Genomic DNA, 17581 nt, shown 5'->3' with positions numbered 1-17581 from the left:
GGTCCCGACAGTACGACCGCCGGAGCGGGCAGAACTCACCGCGACGCGCGAGGAGCGGGTGACCGGAGTGTCCCGGGCTCTTCCGCCAAGATCCTTCGACCGGCACGGGGAGCCTGCCGGGTACTCCTCCGGAGGGATCGGACGTCGTCGCCGGGACCGAGGTGAGGACGCACCAGGATTCCGTCGCCTCGGCGCCGCGGATGGACAGCGCGGGGTCGCCCCTGATGACGGCGCGCTGCCCGGTCGACGAGCGCGCCGCCGGCCCTCGGCCGCACCGGGGCCGAAAGCGCGGGTCAGGGGTCGATCCGCAGGACGGCCCACACCGCGTTCCCGCCCGTACGGGTGGAGCAGTCGGTGCCCCAGGAGGTCGCCAGCTGCTGCACGATCAGCAGGCCCCGGCCGCTCTCTTCATCGGGGCCCGGCCGGGCGCCGGCCGGCGACGCCGCCGTACGGCCGGCGTCGTGCACCTCGATCCGCAGCCGCTCGCCGGAGGTCACCGACAGCCCGCACAGCATGCCGGTCCCCGTGGAGTGGACGACGGCGTTGGTGGTCAGCTCGGAGACGAGCAGGACGGCGTCCATGCACACATCGCCGGGAAGTCCCCAGGTGCGGAGCTGCCGGCGGGCCGTGTCGCGGGCCGTGCGCACACTCGACCGGATCGTCGGCAGGTCGAACCAGCGTTCCCGGTGCGGAGGCATGGCGGATAAGAGTTCGAGTGAGGAGGCCGTGTGGGGGGTCACGTTGATCGCCTTCCAGTGCGTACGAGCGGCGGCGCAGAGAGCGGACCTGAGCGGACGGGACGGGCTGCTCTTCTGAGTGCGGAGGAATGTAACTCCTCGCGCTCATGCAGGAGTTGACGGTGCGCCATCCGGTCGGGAGGGCTGCCTCACGACTCAACTATGCTCGCAGGCCACTTCAGACTGCAACCGCTTCCCTGATAATTTCAGCGAGACGTCATCAGGCTGGTGCCATCATCAAGTGCCTGTCAGAATCAGGGCAGTTGGTGTTCCCGGAGGAGGCAGGGCGTGAGCGAGGCTCGATCCGGCGCCGGTACGAGCGCCCCGACGGTACTGCGCATGATCCTCGGCAGGCGGCTGCAGGAGATGCGGCAGAACGCGGGCGCCTCGCTGGCCGACGCCGCCAAGGCGCTGCGTGTGACTCCCCTGACCATCCGCCGTCTGGAGAAGGCCGAGGTCGCCCTCAAACCCCTGTACGTCGAGAAGCTGTTGGAGACCTACGGGGCCGGCCGGCAGGAGACGGACGAGTTCGTCGAACTCGCCGAACAGGCCAACAAGCCCGGCTGGTGGCACGCCTACCGCGACGTACTGCCCGGCTGGTTCACCGCCTACGTCAGCCTGGAGACCGGCGCGAGCACCCTGCGCACCTACGAACCCCACTACGTCACCGGCCTCCTGCAGACTCCCGCCTACGCCCGCGCGGTACTGAGCGGCGGATTACCGAACGGCACCGACGACGAGGTGGAGCGGCGGGTCCATCTGCGGCTGCGCCGGCAGAGCCTTCTCGAACGGGAGAACGCCCCGACCCTCTGGGTGGTCATGGAGGAGGCCGTCCTGCACCGTGTCGTCGCGGGACCCGACGTGATGCGGGAGCAGATAGAGCGTCTGCTCGAGGTCTCGGAGCTGGACCATGTCAGCATCGACATCCTGCCCTTCGAGGTCGGTGCCCACGTCGGCGCCTGCGCCCCCTTCACCTACTTCAGGTTCGAAGAACCGGAACTGCCCGACATCGTCTACAGCGAGATCCTCTCGGCCTCGATGTACCTGGACGAACGCGAGGACGTCGTCGCGCACCTCGAGGCTCACAACAGGATGTCCCTGATGACCTCGTCCCGGACCGGCAAGGCACTCCTGAACCGTATGCGCAAGGAGTACTCATGACGACGAACACCGACGGCACCGTCCACATCTACAACGGCATGCCCGCCGCCGATCTCGGCGAGCAGGGCTGGGAGCGCCCGTGGAGCGGGCCCAACGGGGGGCAGTGCGTCGAGACGAAGCGGCTCGACGACGGACGCGTCGCCGTGCGGCAGTCGACGGACCCCGCCGGCCCGGCGCTCATCTACACGCCCGAGGAGATCGGCGCGTTCGTCCGCGGGGTCAAGCAAGGCATGGCCGACCATCTCACGGCACCCGGCGCACCGCAGCGCACCTTCTGAAGGGAACAGGATGAGCAACACCTCGCGGGACCTCGACACCAGCAGGCCCCACTCGGCCCGCATGTACGACTACTACCTGGGCGGCAAGGACCACTTCCCGGTCGACAAGCAGGCGGCCGAGGCGGTGGCCGAGGCCTACCCGGGCATCTTCACCTGCGCCCGGGAGAACCGCGCGTTCATGCACCGCGCCACTCGTGTCCTGGCGCAGGAGCACGGAATCCGGCAGTGGCTCGACATCGGTACCGGCATTCCCACCGAACCGAACGTGCACCAGGTCGCCCAGTCCGTGGTTCCCGAGGCGCGTGTGGTCTACGCCGACAACGATCCGCTGGTGCTCAAGTACGCCGAACGTCTGATGCGGAGCACGCCGCAGGGCCGCACCACTTATATAGAGGCCGACGTCAACGACCCGGATTCGGTGCTGAACGCGCCGGAGCTGTCCGACGTACTCGATCTGTCGCGGCCCGTCGCCCTGTCCCTCAACGCGCTGATGCACTTCATCACCGACAGCGCCGACCCGTACGGCATCGTCGGCCGGCTGATGGCGGCCCTCCCCTCGGGCAGCGCCCTCGCGCTGAGTCACTGCACGCCCGACTTCGACCCTTCCACCTGGGAGAAGGTGACGGCCATCTACACCGGTGCGGGCACGCCGGTGCAGTTCCGTGCGCAGAAGGACGTCGCACGCTTCTTCGAGGGGCTCGACCTCCTCGACCCCGGCGTCGCCGTCGGACACCGCTGGCGGCCCACCGGGCCCGCCGGCCCCGAGACCCCGACGGACGCCGAGGTCAGCCTGTGGACAGGGGTCGGCATCAAACCGTGACCCACCGCCGCCGTGAGCGGGTACAACCCTGGCGGCCCGTCGCGAGTCACAGACGCCGCGATGAGGTAAGGGCTTTCGCGCGGCCTGCCCCGGAAAGGGCACATGCCGCGCGGAACCCTCCTATGGGTCACATAAGAGGATGTATACGTCATGAAAATCCGCGCTCGATATCGTTCGCTCCGCGGTGTGTCCGCTGCCGCCGTTCTGCTCGCGGTCGGCGCGGTGGGCTGCTCGGATGTCTCCGAGGCCGTCGACGGCGCCAAGGACGGCGCGAAGAAGGTGGCTCGCCAGCGCTCGGTGTACTCGCTGGACATCGGCGACTGCTACAACCCGAACGGCAAGGCCGAGGGCACAGCGTACTCCGTGGAGATCGTGCCCTGCGACGAGGCGCACGAGGGCCAGGTCGTCGGTGAGTTCGCGGTCGACAAGGACGGGGCGTTCCCCGGCGACGACGCGATCTCGGCGATCGCCGACGAGCGGTGCCCCGTCGAGGCGCAGAAGTACGCGCCGGACACCTGGGGGCTGCCCAAGGAGGCCGCGCTCTTCTACTACACCCCGACGGGTGAGAGCTGGACGACGGGCGACCGTGCGGTGAGCTGCACCTACGTCGCGGACACGGGGACGCTGAAGGGCTCGCTGGCCGGCGCGAGCTCGCTAAAGCCCGAGCAGACCACGTATCTGAAGGGTTCGAACGGGCTCTACGAGGCCCTGTGGGCGCACCAGCCCGAGACGGACACCGTCGAGGACGACCTGGCCGGCTACAAGGCACAGGCGAAGGCCGTCGCGGCCGCCCTCGACACGCACCTCGAGGGCCTGGCCGGTATCGAGGGCGCCGAGGTCGGCAGGCTCCGCACCACGCTGACGAAGGCGGCCGGGGACTGGAGGAAGGCCGCGAACGCCGCCGACGCCGACGCCTTCTACATCGCCTACGACCCGGCGTTCACCGGCATCGACCCGAACGAGTCGGTCGCCGCGCGCAAGGAGCTGGGCCTGGCCACCACCGTCCCGGCCGACGAGGCGGAGGTCTGGGCGGGCTGACGCCCCGTCGGGCGGGAGGCACGTCGGGCGGGTGGCACCGGATCCGGGCGGCCCACCCGGCGGCTCCCCGCGCTCAGGCGAGCTTGAGCAGCAGTCCGGTGAGTTCGGCCGGCATGGTGATCATGCAGTCGTGGCCGGTCGGCAGCTCCCAGACCTGCGCGGCGGTGCCATTGGGCTGCACCGGCGGGACGGGACGGCGGACGATGCCGGCCGGCGTGGCGCCGACGTTGTGGATGTGCGTGCGCGGGATCGCGTCCACGGCCGGGTTGTCCAGCCGCACCGGCTGTCGCAGACAGCCCACCGGCTGGTCCGAGAGCGTCCCGCGCAGCCAGGCGACGTCGGCCGGATCCGTCACGCCGAACAGGCCGAAGGGCGCCGGCTGCTCGGGCAGCGGCGGCACGCGCCAGCCGCTCTCGGACCGCTCGGCCAGCTCGACCAGCCGCCGGGTGACCGGCTGGACGTCGATGGCGGACTCGCCGTCCTCCGGAACCATCGCGTCGAGGTAGACCAGATGCGCGACGCGTTCCGGGACCCGGTTGGCCGTGGAGGAGATCACCAGTCCCGCGTAGCTGTGGCCGACGAGTACGACGTCGTCGAGGTCCTCCTCGGTGATCAGACGCACCACGTCGTCGACGTGCGTGTCGAGGCCCACCCCGGGCCCCGCGAGGTGGACCTTGTCGCCGTGGCCGGTCAGGGACGGCGCGAACACCCGGTGCCCGGCGGTCTCCAGCAGCGGCACCACCCGCTCCCAGCTCCGTCCGCTGTGCCAGGCGCCGTGTACGAGCAGAAACGTGGCCATGGGGAATCAGCCTTCCTTCACAGAGGCAGTGGGGCACGGTCACGGGCGTACCGCCGCGTCACGACCCCGGCGGTTACTATTGGTGCCTCGGTACCGTTTGTTTACCGGGACCACTCTGGTGCGATCGGCGCGCTCAGGGCAATAAGGCACTTTTCGGTGCCTCGGTTCTCCGGAGGTAACCATGGACGCCGGACGTGGCGGTTCGCGGCCGGCCGGGATCTCCGGTGACGCCTGCCGGACCCGGGTGGTGCTCGACATCGTCGGGGACAAGTGGTCGCTGCTGGTCGTGCGCGGCCTCAGGGACGGGCCGCGCCGCTTCACCGAGCTCAGCAGGGCCGTCGACGGAATCAGCCGGCGCATGCTCACCGTCACGCTGCGCGGTCTGGAGCGGGACGGGATTCTGACCCGCACCGTCCACAACGTGATGCCGCCGCACGTCAGCTACGAGCTCACCGAGATGGGCCGGACCCTGCGTGCGGCCACCGCACCCCTGCTCGAATGGAGCGTGGCGCACCTCGCCCGGATCGACGACGCCCGCGCCGCCTACGACGCCCGCACGGACACCTCGGCGGCCCCGTAGGGGCCTCTCGGCCCCCGGACCGTCGCCGCCTCCGTGGCCGGGTCAGCGCTCTCGCGCCCCGGCGGGCCGGCAGCGTACGGCGATGGCCGCGATGTCGTCGTCGAGCCTGCCGCCCGCGTAGTGGAGCAGGTCCGTGTGCAGCCGGTCCAGCAAGTCACGCGGCGGTGTGTCATGGTGCCGCCGCGCCCAGTCCGCCAGCGGGAAGAACTCGCCGGCCCGGTCGCGGGTCTCCGACACGCCGTCGGTGTAGAGCAGGAGCTGGTCGCCCGGGGCGAAGGCGACCGTGTCCACGTAGTAGTGGTCTCCGAGGAGCGCGGAGAGGTTGAGGGGGGTCGAGGCGAGGGCGGGCTCGTGGACGTGGATCTCCCCACCGCGTACGAACACCGGTGCCGGGTGTCCGCAGTTGAGGATCCTGACGTTCCCGCCGCCGTGCGGGATCTCGGCGATCAGGGCGGTGGCGAAGTGCTCCGTCTGGTCCTCGGAGGGGACCATGGCGCCGTAGCGGGACACGGCGATCTGCATCCGGCGCACGACACCCCTCAGGTCGGGCTGGTCGTACGCGTTCTCCCGGAAACAGTTGATCACCGCGGAGGCGGCCCCCACCGCGGACAGGCCCTTGCCGCGCACGTCGCCGATGAGCAGCCGGACTCCGTACGGAGTGTCGGCCGCGTCGTAGAAGTCGCCGCCGATCCGGGCCTGCTCCTGGGCCGCCAGATACAACGACTCGATCTCGACGTCGCGGACGCGTTCGGGCAGCGGCCGCAGCAGCACCTGCTGGGCGGCGTCGGCCACGAGCCGGACCTGGAAGAGGGTCTCCTCCCGCTGGAGGCGCAGATGGCTGGCGTACGCGGCCGCCAGGGTGACGGCGGCGATCGCGGCGAGCGTGTACGGCGTCCCCAGATCGGAGTAGAAGAAGCTGACGCCGGTCATGATCAGCAGGCAGAACGTCCCCAGCAGGACCGTCGGGAGGACGGGCCACAGCGCGGCGGCCAGGGCCGGGGCCGCGGGCAGCAGACGGCTGAAGGAGATCTCCCTCGGGGTGGAGAACGCCAGGCCGCCGATGACGACGGTGACGATCACCGGCGACAGAAGCACGGCCAGTCGCTGGCCTCCGTACGAACGATGGCGGAGCCGGTGCCCTGCTGAACTGATCACACAGGGCACTTTATCGGGATGATCCGGGCATTGATCCGTGACGGCGCAGGTGCTCGTGTTGCGGTGATAAGCCGGGGAGCGGTGCCGCGGCCCGGCAACCGGGGCACAGGCCCCAGAAGGTGACCGCGGCCTCCTGGGTGTCGTAGTCCGCCGGCAGTCTCGGCTCCATGCACGGGGCCGCGCCCACCGCGCACTCCACGTCGCGGATGGAGCCGCAGGCGCGGCAGACGAAATGGTGGTGGTTGTCGTGCCGCTCGGTCTCGTAGCGGGCGGGGTGGCCCGCGATCTGGGTGGTCCTCACCAGTCCGGCGTCCGTGAGGGCCCGCAGCACGTTGTAGGTGGCCTGCAGGGACAGCCGGCCGGTGATCCGCTGGGCGAGGCCGCGCAGGCTGTCCGCGTCGAGGTGGCCCTCCGAGTCGGAGACGGCCATCAGCACGGCCATGCGCGGGACGGTGACACGCATACCCGCCGAACGCAGCCGTTCGGCCGCCCGCGCCATCGTCTCGCCCGTCGAGCCGGATGTCGTCATACCACCCCGCCCCGCGCGCAGGGGTCACCGGCGTCTCCGGAGAGCTCGAACCACACGTTCTTGCCCTCGGGGCCGACCTCGCAGCCCCACCGGGCGGCCAGCATGTCCACCAGGAGGAGGCCGCGACCGCTCTCGTCGTCCGGGCCCGCGTCGGCCGGGCGGGGAAGATCCACGGTGCCGTCGCTGACCAGGCAGCGAAGGCCGGACACCCGCTCCAGGGTGAGGCGCAGCGGGCCGGAGGAATGACGCAGCGCGTTGCTCACCAGTTCGCTGGCGAGCAGTTCGGCGGTCGGTACGAGGTCGTCCAGGTCCCATTGCCGCAGCACGTCACGTATGACGCTCCTCGCCGAGGAGCACGCGGTCGGTGACCATGGCAGGGACCAGGGCCCGCCGACGAACGACTCCACGGGGCTCCCGGCCACCGCACCTGGCGGCAGCGCGGGAGCCGGAAGCCGAGGGCCGGGGCCGGCCGAGTCGGTGATCGTTACGCCCGGGAGGATGTCCCGGGCTGCTGTGCGATCCATGGTGGGGGGCGCTTTCGAGGACGGTTGCGATGGATGATTGCGATGTCCTCTACGACCGTACGCATTTTCTTGAATCGGTCAAGTCTGTGGATGACATTCTTTTTCATGGTTCCGACCGCTTTGGCCTGTCTCCCGCTTCGCCGCTTCGGCCGTGAGGGCTGATGAGGAGCAGCGCGACGTCGTCGCCGGGAGCGGCGGCGTGGCGGATGAGGGTGTCGGCCATGGCGTCGAGGTCGGCCGGGTCCTCGGCTTCGAGAAGCCCGCCGAGGGCCGCGGTGGCGTCGCCGATGTCCACTCCGGGAGCCTCGACGAGCCCGTCGGTGTAGAGGGCGAGCACGCAGCCGTCCGGCAGGGCGAAGTCGAGGGCCGGGTACCGGGTGTCCGGCTCGATGCCGAGGAGGAGGCCGGGCGGAACCGGGAGGACCTCGACGCGTCCGTCGGCGTGCCTCAGCAGGGGCGGCGGATGGCCGGCGCTGGCCACGCAGGCGCGACGGGCGGCGAGGTCGAGGTGGACGTAGAGGCAACTGGTGAACAGTCCCGGTTCGAGGTCGGTGAGCAGGCGGTTGGCGTGGGCCAGGACCTGATCGGGGGCCGAGCCGACGGTGGCGTGGGCGTGGACGGCGGTGCGGACCTGTCCCATGAGCGCCGCGGCGTCCACGTCGTGGCCCTGTACATCGCCGATGGTGGCGCCGGCGCTGTGCTCGTCGAGACGGATGAGGTCGTAGAAGTCGCCGCCGATCTCCAGGCCCCGGGCGGCCGGGAGGTAGCGGGCGGCGACCTTCAGGCCGGGGAGGCGGGGCAGGGTGCGCGGGAGCAGGGCGGACTGCAGGCGGTGGGCGAGGTCGTGCTTGGTGTCGTAGAGGCGGGCGCGGTCGAGGGCCTGGCCGACCAGCCCGGCCAGGGAGGTGAGGACGGCGCGTTCGCCGGGCGGGAAGGGGCGGGGCCTGCGGTAGGCGACGAGCATGCAGCCGATGGGGCGACCGGAGGCGATCATCGGCAGGAAGGCCCATGCCGCCATCCCGTCCTCGTGCGCGGTCCCCGGGTAGGCGCGGCGCAGCTCGTCGAAGGAGGCGAAGAAGGCCGGGACGCCCGAGGTCAGGACCCTGGTGCCGGGGATGTCCAGGCCCAGGGGAACGGCGTCGATACGCTCCATGACCTCGGTTCGGTAGCCGCGGTGGCCGACGATCCTGAGTCGGCCTTCCTCGGAGGTCATCAGCACCATGCCGTGGGCGCCGAGGGCGGGCAGCAGCTGGTCGGCGGCCAGGTCGGACACGTCCCGCACGCCGACGGCCTCGGTCAGGGTGGCGGCCAGGTGCATCAGGTTGTACAGCAGGATGGCGCGGCTGGGGCCGGCGGCCGGTGCGGCGGGCGAGGCGGGCGCGGCGGGCGCGGCGGGCGCGTCGCCGGACGGGTCGATGCCGGTGATACGGACGCTGATGCCGGTGGGGTCCGGGTACAGCTCGAAGAACAGCCCCACATCCGGTGGGCGCAGGACGGTGAACGTCTGCGGACGCCGGCTGACCAGCGCGGCCCGGTAGCGGTCCTCGACCTGGGGGACGTCCATCCACGGGAGGGCTTCCCAGGGCAGGGCGCCCACGAGGTCGTCCGGATCGCGGCCGAGGAGGTCGCCGGCGGCGGGGGTGACGAAGGTCAGGCGGCCGTTCGTGTCCAGCGCGCAGGAGCCTCCGGGCAGGCGGTCGATGAAGGCGGTGTGCGCGGCCGCCTCGCCGGGCGGGACCGCGCGCCCGGCCGGCTGCAGCACGGTCCGCGGGCGACCGGTGGGCAGCAGCGGGTCGCCGCGGTCCGCGGCCTGCTGGAGGAGGCCGGCCAGGCGGTGGCAGCCGGCCTCGACGGCGTCGCGCTCGGCGCGGCTCAGCTGCGGCGGGTGGGACCCGGACCACAGCAGCACCAGCCCGCCCCGCGGCCCGTCGCCCGAGGTGATCGGTGCGGCAGCCAGGGCGAAGTCGTACGGCAGCACGAGGGCCGGCCGCGGGTACCGGCGTGCCATCTCCTCCTGCCCGCGGACCCACACCAGGCGCCGCTCGCGCACGGCGTCGGCGACCGGCATCGGATCGGTCAGCGTCACCCGCCGCCACGGGGTCGCGAACTCGTGCGGGGTCCCTGCCACCACGGCCAGCCACAGGGCGTCCTCGCCCGGTGGCAGCACGTACAGCAGCCCGCCGTACGCACCGCTCTCCCGTACCACGGCAGCCATCACGCTCTCCATCAGCGGCCCACCCGAACCTCACCAACTTCCCGACTGCCCCACATTCGGACATTACGCCCGATGCGTCGCCGCGGCATCCAGGTACGGGGGGAGGTGGCGGTACCCGCCGGACCCGGGGTCGGGATCGTTCCGCACCAGCACGCTCCGCCGGCGGCCGGGGCGTGACGGTGCCGTTCAGTAGACGGTCAGGCCGTAGGCCGACAGCCATTCGGTCACCGGCTGGTAGTAGGTGAAGCCGCCCGAGGCGCAGGTGCCGGTGCTGCCCACGATGATGCCGAGGGCGGTGCCGCCCGAGAAGGCCGGGCCGCCGGCGTCTCCCGGCTCGGAGCAGATCGTGGACCGGAAGAGGCCGTAAACGATGCCGTCGCCGTAGTTGACGGTGAGGTTCACGGCCTGGACGGTTCCGCAGCGGTAGCCGGTGGTCCGCCCCACGTGGCAGATCGGCTGGCCGACGACGGGATTCGCCGCGCCGGTGATGTCGCGCGCGCCCGTCCCCAGCGAGACCTCGCCGGGGTAGACCACCGCCGTATTGGTGTAGCGGATGCTCGCATAGTCGTTGCCGGGGAAGCTCACGCCCGCGGTGACACCGACGGGGACGGTCAGCGCGGGGTCGGCGTACCAGGTGCGGGCACCCTGGGCGCACCGGCCCGAGAGCAGCGCGTACGTCGTGGAGCCGGAGCGGGCGTTGAAGCCGACGGTGCAGCGGGTGCCGGTGCTGTAGAGGGTGTCGCCTCCGCGGACCTCGACGGCCGCCTCGCGTCCGGCGTGCGCGGCGGATCCGGACACGGCGGTCCAGCCCAGGAGCAGGGCCAGCGCGACGACGGCGCGCAGGACGGTCCGGAGGGATCTTCCTTCGGAAGGTACGGTGCTCATCACGGCCTCCTATGACATGTTCCTGCCATTCTGCAGCCCACCCGCCCGGACGGGCAGTCCGAATGCCGCCACCTCCTTTTATCGTCCTCTTGACGATAAACACGTTCCTCCCTTATCGTCATCACGACGAGAAAGAAGGAGCGTCTCATGGCCGACATCACCCGGCGCCTGGGCTGGCGCCATCTGCGTGCCACGCCCACCGCCCACATCCGGCACCACCGCGGCGGCAGGCTGGTGCACGACGGGACGGGGCTCGGTTTCTGGTTCCGCCCGTTGACCGCCGCGCTGTCCGAGGTGCCGGTCGAGGACCGGGAACTGGCCATGACCTTCCGCGCCCGTACGGCCGACTTCCAGGACGTGTCGGTCCAGGCCACCGTCACCTACCGGATCGGGGACCCGGCACTCGCCGCAGCCCGGCTGGACTTCTCCGTCGACCCCGACACCGGGGCCTGGCGCGGGGCACCGCTGGAGCAGTTGGGCACGCTGCTCACCGAGACGGCCCAGCAGCACGCGCTGGACGTGCTGGCCCGCACCCCGCTGGCACAGGCGCTGGTCGACGGAGTGGCCGCGGTGCGCGAGCGGATCGCGGAGGGACTCGGTGCCGAGCCGCGGCTGCCGGCCACCGGGATCGAGGTGGTGACCGTACGCGTCATGGCGGTGCGGCCCGAGGCGGAGGTGGAGCGCGCACTGCGCACGCCCGCCCGGGAGCTGATCCAGCAGGAGGCCGACCGGGCGACGTACGAACGGCGGGCCGTCGCCGTCGAGCGCGAGCGCGCCATCGCCGAGAACGAACTGGCCAGCCAGATCGAACTCGCCCGCCGCGAGGAGCGGCTGGTGGAGCAGCGCGGGGCGAACGCGCGCCGCGAGGCGGAGGAGGCCGCCGCGGCCGACCGGATACGGGCCCAGGCCGAGGCGGCCCGCACGGTCAAGGTCGCCGAGGCCGAGGCCGCCCGCTCGGTGGCGCTCGCCCACGCGGAGGCGCAGGCGGCTCGCGAGATCGGCGAGGCACGGGCCGAGGCCCAGGCGGCCTGGCTGCGCGTGCACGGAGATGTCGACGTGGCGACGCTACACGCGCTCACCGGCACGCGGCTGGCGGAGAACCTGCCGCGCATCGACAGCGTGACCGTCTCGCCGGACGTGCTGACCGGCCTGCTGGCCCGGCTCGGCGGCGAGGGACGGGAATGAGTCTCGCCCCGCGCGCCGTGCTGGTCCACCGCATCACGGAGTACGAGGAACTGGTGGCCCGGCACGGCACCCACGGTCAGGCCGCCTTCTTCCTCTCCTCCCGGGGCCGGGACCTCGCGGAGGTCGCCGAACGCCACCAGCGCGCCCACCGGGCGCTGGCCGAGGTCGCGGCCGCCGTCCCGCCGACCTGGCGCCACGCCCGGGTGGAGCGGAGCGACCTGGACCGTTTCCTGTTCGCCCCGGAGGACGTCGTGGTCGTGGTGGGCCAGGACGGACTGGTGGCCAACGTGGCGAAATACCTCGCCGGGCAGCCGGTGATCGGGGTCGACGGCGACCCGGGCCGCAATCCGGGCGTACTGGTGCGGCACCGGGCGGCCGACGCGGCGGCGCTGCTGCGCGGCGTGTCCACGGCCGGGGCGGACGAACTCACCATGGTCGAGGCGGTCGCCGACGACACCCAGCGGCTGGTCGCGCTCAACGAGATCTACCTCGGTGCCGTCGGACACCAGACGGCCAGATACCGCCTGGGCCTGGAGGGCGACGGGGGTGTCGTCGAGGCCCAGGCCTCCTCCGGAGTGCTGGTGGGCACCGGCACCGGCGCGACCGGCTGGCTGCGGTCGGTGTGGCAGGAGCGGGGCAGCGCCCTGCGTCTGCCGCGCCCCGAGGAGGACCGGCTGCTCTGGTTCGTGCGCGAGGCCTGGCCGTCGCCGGCCACCGGGACGTCCCTGGTGGCCGGCGAACTCGCCGCCGCCGGCCGGCTGTGTCTGACCGTCGAGTCGGAACGCCTCGTCGCCTTCGGGGACGGTGTGGAGGGCGACGCGCTGCAGCTGACGTGGGGGCAGACGGTGCGGGTGGGCAGGTGCGAACAGCGGCTGCGGCTGGTGACCGGCGTGCCGGGGCGTCGGTGACTCAGCGCGGCGGGCCGTCGTCGGGTACGCCGGCGGCGTCCAGAAGGGTCGCGGCCATGGTGACGGCGAGTCCGCGCAGATCCTCGGCGCCGATACCGGCACGGGTACCGGCACCGTCGTAGACCACGGCCAGCTGCCGGGCCAGCAGACCGGGGTCGGCGGCCCCCGCCCGTCCGGCCTCGGTCCGGAAGAAGTCCACCAGCCGTCGCTTGGCGCGGGCGGCGACGACGCTCGCCACGTGCGACGGCTCCTTGAGCTCGACCTGGGCGGCGACATAGGGGCAGCCGAGGTAGTCCGGTTCCCGCGCCGCCTCCTCCAGCCGCTCGAAGACGTACAGCAGCCGCTCGCGCGGGCCGCGCTCCTCCTCGGGCGGGGGCAGCAGCCAGGCGGTGAGCGCGGGTTCGCCCCGCTCCAGGGCCGCCGCGAACACGGCGTCCTTGCTGTCGAAGAGCTGGTACATCGAACGCTTCGACACACCCGCCGCCTTGCAGAGCGCGTCGGTGGGGACACCGACGCCCTCCCGGTAGAACAGCTCCCCCGCGGCGTCGAGCAGACGGTCGCGCGGGGTCGCCCCGCCTGGCGCCGCGGCCTTCTTCGTGGTCATACCCGTGAGGCTACCTCCCGGACTCGACAGAGGAAACCGAACGGTTTACATTCGGAGACGTACCCGGTGGAAACCGATCGGTTTCCATGTCCGCAGTGCGGTCGTGCCCGGTCATGGCCGTGTTCCGAAAAGAAGGTCCCCCTCATGACTCTCAACGGCTCCGTCGCCCTCGTCACCGGCGGCAATCGCGGCCTCGGCGAGAAGTTCGTCCGGGCTCTGCTCGAAGCCGGCGCGCGCAAGGTCTACGCGGCGGCACGTGACCCCCGGACGATCACCACCGAAGGTGTGGTCCCGATCGCCCTGGACGTCACCGATCACGCCTCCGTGCTCGCCGCCGCCGAGCAGGCGCGGGACGTGGACCTGCTCATCAACAACGCCGGATCGTCCACGGGGGCCCAGATCCTCGACGGCGACCTCGCGGCCTTCCGTCTCGAGTACGACACCCATGTCCTGGGCACGCTCGACGTCACCCGCTCCTTCGCTCCCGTCCTCGCCCGCAACGGCGGCGGAGCGGTCCTCAACGTGCTGTCCGTCCTGTCCTGGCTGTCCCTGCCGCAGTCGGCGGCCTACAGCGCGGCCAAGGCCGCCGCCTGGTCGGTCACCAACTCGCTGCGCGTCCGGCTGGCGGAGCAGGGCACGCGGGTGACCGCGCTGCACGTGGGCTACATGAACACCGACATGGTCGCCTCGCTGGACGTGCCGAAGTCCGACCCGGCCGAGATCGCCAGGATCGCGCTCGAGGGGCTGGAGAAGGGACTGCCCGAAGTGATCGCCGACGACGTCAGCAGGGACGTACGGGCAGGCCTGTCCGGCGGCGTCGAGGCCCTCTACCCTCAGCTCGCCGCCCGCGGCTGACGGGACCCGCCCGTCCTCAGCAGTCCGGCTCCCGCGCGCAGGCCCCGGCGGGCCGCCGGTCCGCCTCGGCGCCGGGGCCGTGGCCCGGTGCGGAACCGGTGACGACCTTGGAACCCCGCCCGTCCCGGTCCAGGTAGCCGCCGGCCAGGGCGAGGGCGAGGCCGGCCAGGGCCAGGGCCGCGCCCACCAGGGTCGGCGAGGACCAGCCCCAGCCGGCCGCGATGACCAGGCCGCCCAGCCAGGCACCGCCGGCGTTGGCCAGGTTGAACGCCGAGTGGTTCGAGGCCGCCGCCATCGTCGGCGCCTCGTGCGCCTTGGCCATCAGCAGCATCTGCACCGGGGTGGTGATCAGCGCGCTCAGTCCGCCGACGATCGTGATGACGACGAGCGCGGGCACCAGATGCTCGATCGCGAAGTGCAGCGCCACCAGCGCCGTCGCGAGCAGGGCGAATCCCCCGTAGAGCGTCGGGCGCAGCGCCCGGTCGGTGAGGGGGCCCGCGACGAGGGTGCCGAGCGTCATCCCGACGCCGAACAGTGCGAGGACCAGGGTGGTGGAGGCGTCCGAGAGGCCCGTGAGATGGGTCAGCATGGGGACGAGATAGCTGTAGCAGGCGAAGTAGCCGCCGAATCCGACGACCGCCGTGACCAGGCCCAGCACCACCTGCCGGTTCTTCATGGCGCGCAGTTCGTGCATGACGCCGGAGTGTGCGCCGCGGGGCTGGTGCGGGATCAGCAGGGAGAGAGCGGCGAGGGCCAGGAGGCCGATGACGGCCACCGCCGCGAAGGCGTAGCGCCAGCCGAGCTGCTGGCCGAGGGCGGTTCCGGCCGGGACGCCGACGATGTTGGCGACGGTGAGACCGAGGAACATGGTCGAGACCGCGCGGGCCGCCCGGTCGGACGCGACCAGCCGGGAGGCGACCACGGCACCGACGCCGAACAGCGCGCCGTGCGGAAGGCCCGCGAAGACCCGTGCCGCGAACAGCAGGGCGTAGTTCGGGGCGAGCGCCGAGGCGGCGTTCCCGACGACGAACACGGTGGAGAGGATCAGCAGCAGCCGTTTGTGCGGTATGCGGGCGCCCATCCCGGTCAGCAGCGGGGCGCCGACGACGACGCCCAGGGCGTACGCGGAGACGAGGTTGCCGGCGTGCGGCACGGACACCCCGAGACCGTCGGCGATCTGGGGCAGGAGCCCCATGGTGACGAACTCGGTCGTGCCGATGCCGAACGCGACGACGGCCAGGGCCAGGAGAGCCAATGGCATGACGGGGGAAAGCCTTCCCAGGAGGAGCCGGGGTTTCGGGCGCGCCGGTGGGGCACCGCGGTACCGGTCGTGGGCCGGTGGCGCGGTGCTCTGTCGGTACGGGCGGTTCGGCTCCGGTCGTCGTCGTCCGAGCGCGGGGACCGCGTGACCAGCCTGTCAGATCATCCTCGGCCCGGTGCGGGCGGGGAGCCCTCCGGTGAGCCGCGGGGCCGCGACAGCACGGCCGCCGCCGTCCTCCAGGGCGAGGACGGGGCGACCGTCCGCCCGGCTAGGGTCGGGCCCACCCGCTCATGTGCCGGGAGACCGTGTCACGCACCTGTCGCCTGAGCCGCGTGTGCGGGCCGGGGTCCATTCCCTCCGCCGCGAACACGGCATCGGTGAAGCGGTCGGCGTCCGGGGGCGGGGCGTCCTCCAGACGTCGCCGCTCGTGGTCGGGCAGGCAGAAGCCGAGCTCGACACAGAGTTCGTACAGGAGTCGCCGGACCTCGGTCCGCGGGTCGCACGGGGTCATGGCACCGCATGGTCGCACGGGTCGCCGGGCCGGCTCTCCCGTTTTTCGCACCGGCGGGAGCTCTACATGTCGTGACCATGACGACTTTGTTGCCAGGTGTTCAACTCCCTTGTTCCGTAGGCCAGTCGGCGACGAACCTTGATTCCGGCCGGGAGCGGAACACAACGCTCCGGGCAGGGGTGTGCGATCACGCGCGCCCGTCCCCCACAGACGCGTGCCCCACCCGGGCACGCCGCCCACAGGAGGAATCCCTCGTCATGGCACGACTGCGCAGCAAGAGAATGCGGTTCGCGGCGATCGCCGGCGTCGCGACGGCGGCCCTGGCCGGCGGGCTCACCTCGACCCCCGTCCAGGCCGCCCCCGCCGAGGGCACGGTGCTCGCCGCCGGCTCCCCCACCGCACTAGCGGACAGTTACATCGTGACGCTGAAGAAGGCCGCCGGGTTCAAGGCCTCCTCGGCCGCGGGCCGGGACCTGGTCGAGCGGTACGGCGGCGATGTGCACAGGACGTTCGGCAGCGCGCTGAACGGCTACACCGCCGCCCTCTCCGCCACCGAGGCCAGGCGACTGGCCGCCGACCCGGCCGTCGCCTCCGTCGAGCAGAACCAGCGGGTGGGGGTCACCGACACCACGCAGTCCGACGCACCGTGGGGTCTGGACCGCATCGACCAGACCTCGCTTCCGCTGTCCGGGACCTACACCTACCCGGACAGCGCGGGAAGTGGTGTCACGGCCTATGTCATCGACACCGGTGTGCGCATCACCCACCAGCAGATCGCCGGTCGTGCCACCTACGGTTACGACGCCGTGGACGGCGACACCACCGCCGCCGACGGCAACGGTCATGGCACCCATGTGGCCACCACCATCGCCGGAACCACCTACGGAGTGGCCAAGAAGGCGAAGATCGTCGCCGTCCGGGTGCTCGACAACAACGGGTCCGGGACCACCGCCGGGGTCATCGCCGGCATCGACTGGGTGACGGAGAACCACTCCGGCCCCTCGGTTGCCAACCTGTCGCTCGGCGGCGGCGCGTCCACCACCCTGGACACGGCGGTGCGCAACTCCATAGCGAGCGGCGTCACTTACGCGGTCGCGGCGGGCAACAGCAGTGCCAACGCGTCCTCCTACTCGCCGGCCCGGGTCACCGAGGCGATCACGGTGGGCGCCACGACGAGCACGGACGCCAGGGCGAGCTACTCCAACTACGGTTCGGTGCTCGACCTCTTCGCCCCGGGCTCCTCGATCACGGCGGGCTGGCACACCAGTGACACCGCGACCAACACCATCTCCGGCACGTCGATGGCGACCCCGCACGTCGCCGGAGCGGCGGCGGTCCATCTCGCCGGTCACACCTCCGCCACCCCCGCGCAGGTCGCCTCGGCCCTGGTGAACGGCGCGACCACCGGCAAGGTGACCGGCCCCGGTTCGGGTTCGCCGAACCGGCTGCTGAAGCTCGTACCCTGACGGTTCCACGGTCCGGCGAGGACCGCCTCCTCCGCCGCGCCTGAAGCACGCGCCCCGGGGCCGGCCCTTC

Annotated in this window: 19 protein-coding genes; 9 read left to right on the top strand and 10 right to left on the bottom strand. The window is 72.0% G+C overall.

The window, feature by feature from the left end:
- Positions 1–293 precede the first annotated feature (293 nt).
- Positions 294–740: an ATP-binding protein gene (locus tag IF28_RS0132260; RefSeq protein WP_030227910.1), complete on the bottom strand. Its 447-nt coding sequence runs from the start codon at positions 738–740 to the stop codon at positions 294–296.
- Between the two features lie 285 nt (positions 741–1025).
- Here IF28_RS0132260 and IF28_RS0132255 point away from each other — a divergent pair, with 285 nt between their 5' ends.
- From IF28_RS0132255 to IF28_RS0132240, 4 genes are all read left to right on the top strand, one after another.
- A complete protein-coding gene (locus tag IF28_RS0132255) occupies positions 1026–1898 on the top strand; it encodes a helix-turn-helix domain-containing protein (RefSeq protein WP_030227908.1) in 873 nt (290 codons plus the stop codon).
- The gene (locus IF28_RS0132250; protein WP_030227906.1) at positions 1895–2176 is read left to right on the top strand and encodes a DUF397 domain-containing protein; all 282 of its coding nucleotides are present in this window, start codon (positions 1895–1897) and stop codon (positions 2174–2176) included. The genes IF28_RS0132255 and IF28_RS0132250 overlap by 4 nt, the downstream gene beginning before the upstream one ends.
- A 10-nt stretch (positions 2177–2186) precedes the next feature.
- Positions 2187–2996 (top strand): SAM-dependent methyltransferase, encoded by an 810-nt coding sequence (locus IF28_RS0132245; RefSeq protein ID WP_030227905.1) that lies wholly within the window; start codon positions 2187–2189, stop codon positions 2994–2996.
- Positions 2997–3146: 150 nt separating this feature from the next.
- Entirely contained in the window at positions 3147–4034 is an 888-nt protein-coding gene (locus IF28_RS0132240; protein WP_030227904.1) for a septum formation family protein, read from the top strand.
- 73 nt (positions 4035–4107) lie between these two features.
- Here IF28_RS0132240 and IF28_RS0132235 read toward each other — a convergent pair whose 3' ends face one another.
- Positions 4108–4833: an alpha/beta fold hydrolase gene (locus IF28_RS0132235; RefSeq protein ID WP_030227903.1), complete on the bottom strand. Its 726-nt coding sequence runs from the start codon at positions 4831–4833 to the stop codon at positions 4108–4110.
- Between the two features lie 181 nt (positions 4834–5014).
- Here IF28_RS0132235 and IF28_RS0132230 point away from each other — a divergent pair, with 181 nt between their 5' ends.
- Positions 5015–5413 (top strand): winged helix-turn-helix transcriptional regulator, encoded by a 399-nt coding sequence (locus tag IF28_RS0132230; RefSeq protein ID WP_030227902.1) that lies wholly within the window; start codon positions 5015–5017, stop codon positions 5411–5413.
- A gap of 42 nt (positions 5414–5455) precedes the next feature.
- Here the strand turns inward: IF28_RS0132230 and IF28_RS0132225 are convergent, their stop codons facing one another.
- The 5 genes from IF28_RS0132225 to IF28_RS0132205 all read right to left on the bottom strand — a co-directional run bounded on the left by IF28_RS0132225 (position 5456) and on the right by IF28_RS0132205 (position 10721).
- On the bottom strand, positions 5456–6568 hold the full coding sequence (locus IF28_RS0132225; RefSeq protein ID WP_420713802.1) for a PP2C family protein-serine/threonine phosphatase: 1113 nt from the start codon (positions 6566–6568) through the stop codon (positions 5456–5458).
- A gap of 10 nt (positions 6569–6578) precedes the next feature.
- Positions 6579–7097 carry a Fur family transcriptional regulator gene (locus IF28_RS0132220; protein ID WP_063829362.1) on the bottom strand — a complete coding sequence of 173 codons (519 nt, stop codon included), beginning with the start codon at positions 7095–7097 and terminating at the stop codon, positions 6579–6581.
- The gene (locus tag IF28_RS40235) at positions 7094–7621 is read right to left on the bottom strand and encodes an ATP-binding protein (protein ID WP_106982188.1); all 528 of its coding nucleotides are present in this window, start codon (positions 7619–7621) and stop codon (positions 7094–7096) included. The genes IF28_RS0132220 and IF28_RS40235 overlap by 4 nt, the downstream gene beginning before the upstream one ends.
- A gap of 103 nt (positions 7622–7724) precedes the next feature.
- Positions 7725–9848, bottom strand: coding sequence for a SpoIIE family protein phosphatase (locus IF28_RS0132210; RefSeq protein ID WP_051713952.1), 2124 nt, complete (start codon positions 9846–9848; stop codon positions 7725–7727).
- 174 nt (positions 9849–10022) lie between these two features.
- The gene (locus IF28_RS0132205) at positions 10023–10721 is read right to left on the bottom strand and encodes a S1 family peptidase (RefSeq protein WP_030227892.1); all 699 of its coding nucleotides are present in this window, start codon (positions 10719–10721) and stop codon (positions 10023–10025) included.
- A gap of 147 nt (positions 10722–10868) precedes the next feature.
- Here IF28_RS0132205 and IF28_RS0132200 point away from each other — a divergent pair, with 147 nt between their 5' ends.
- Both IF28_RS0132200 and IF28_RS0132195 read left to right on the top strand, forming a co-directional pair.
- Positions 10869–11906, top strand: coding sequence for an SPFH domain-containing protein (locus tag IF28_RS0132200; protein ID WP_030227888.1), 1038 nt, complete (start codon positions 10869–10871; stop codon positions 11904–11906).
- Positions 11903–12814 (top strand): NAD(+)/NADH kinase, encoded by a 912-nt coding sequence (locus IF28_RS0132195; protein WP_030227886.1) that lies wholly within the window; start codon positions 11903–11905, stop codon positions 12812–12814. The genes IF28_RS0132200 and IF28_RS0132195 overlap by 4 nt, the downstream gene beginning before the upstream one ends.
- Before the next feature lies 1 nt (position 12815).
- On the opposite strand, the gene IF28_RS0132190 is transcribed toward IF28_RS0132195, so the two are convergent.
- On the bottom strand, positions 12816–13418 hold the full coding sequence (locus IF28_RS0132190; RefSeq protein ID WP_030227884.1) for a TetR/AcrR family transcriptional regulator: 603 nt from the start codon (positions 13416–13418) through the stop codon (positions 12816–12818).
- Between the two features lie 144 nt (positions 13419–13562).
- Between IF28_RS0132190 and IF28_RS0132185 the strand changes: the two genes are divergently transcribed.
- Positions 13563–14273: an SDR family oxidoreductase gene (locus IF28_RS0132185; protein WP_030227882.1), complete on the top strand. Its 711-nt coding sequence runs from the start codon at positions 13563–13565 to the stop codon at positions 14271–14273.
- A 16-nt stretch (positions 14274–14289) separates the two neighbouring features.
- On the opposite strand, the gene IF28_RS0132180 is transcribed toward IF28_RS0132185, so the two are convergent.
- Positions 14290–15534 (bottom strand): MFS transporter, encoded by a 1245-nt coding sequence (locus IF28_RS0132180; protein WP_037894467.1) that lies wholly within the window; start codon positions 15532–15534, stop codon positions 14290–14292.
- Positions 15535–15802: 268 nt separating this feature from the next.
- Positions 15803–16045 (bottom strand): hypothetical protein, encoded by a 243-nt coding sequence (locus IF28_RS0132175; RefSeq protein WP_030227877.1) that lies wholly within the window; start codon positions 16043–16045, stop codon positions 15803–15805.
- 257 nt (positions 16046–16302) lie between these two features.
- Here IF28_RS0132175 and IF28_RS0132170 point away from each other — a divergent pair, with 257 nt between their 5' ends.
- A complete protein-coding gene (locus IF28_RS0132170) occupies positions 16303–17511 on the top strand; it encodes a S8 family peptidase (protein ID WP_030227875.1) in 1209 nt (402 codons plus the stop codon).
- The last annotated feature ends 70 nt before the right edge of the window (positions 17512–17581 follow it).

Origin of the sequence: Streptomyces sp. NRRL WC-3626 (assembly GCF_000718785.1) — a bacterium.
Taxonomy (GTDB): Bacteria; Actinomycetota; Actinomycetes; order Streptomycetales; family Streptomycetaceae; genus Streptomyces; species Streptomyces edwardsiae.
The sequence above is the reverse complement of the archived record's forward strand: the minus strand, read 5'-3'. Positions and strand labels throughout refer to the sequence as shown.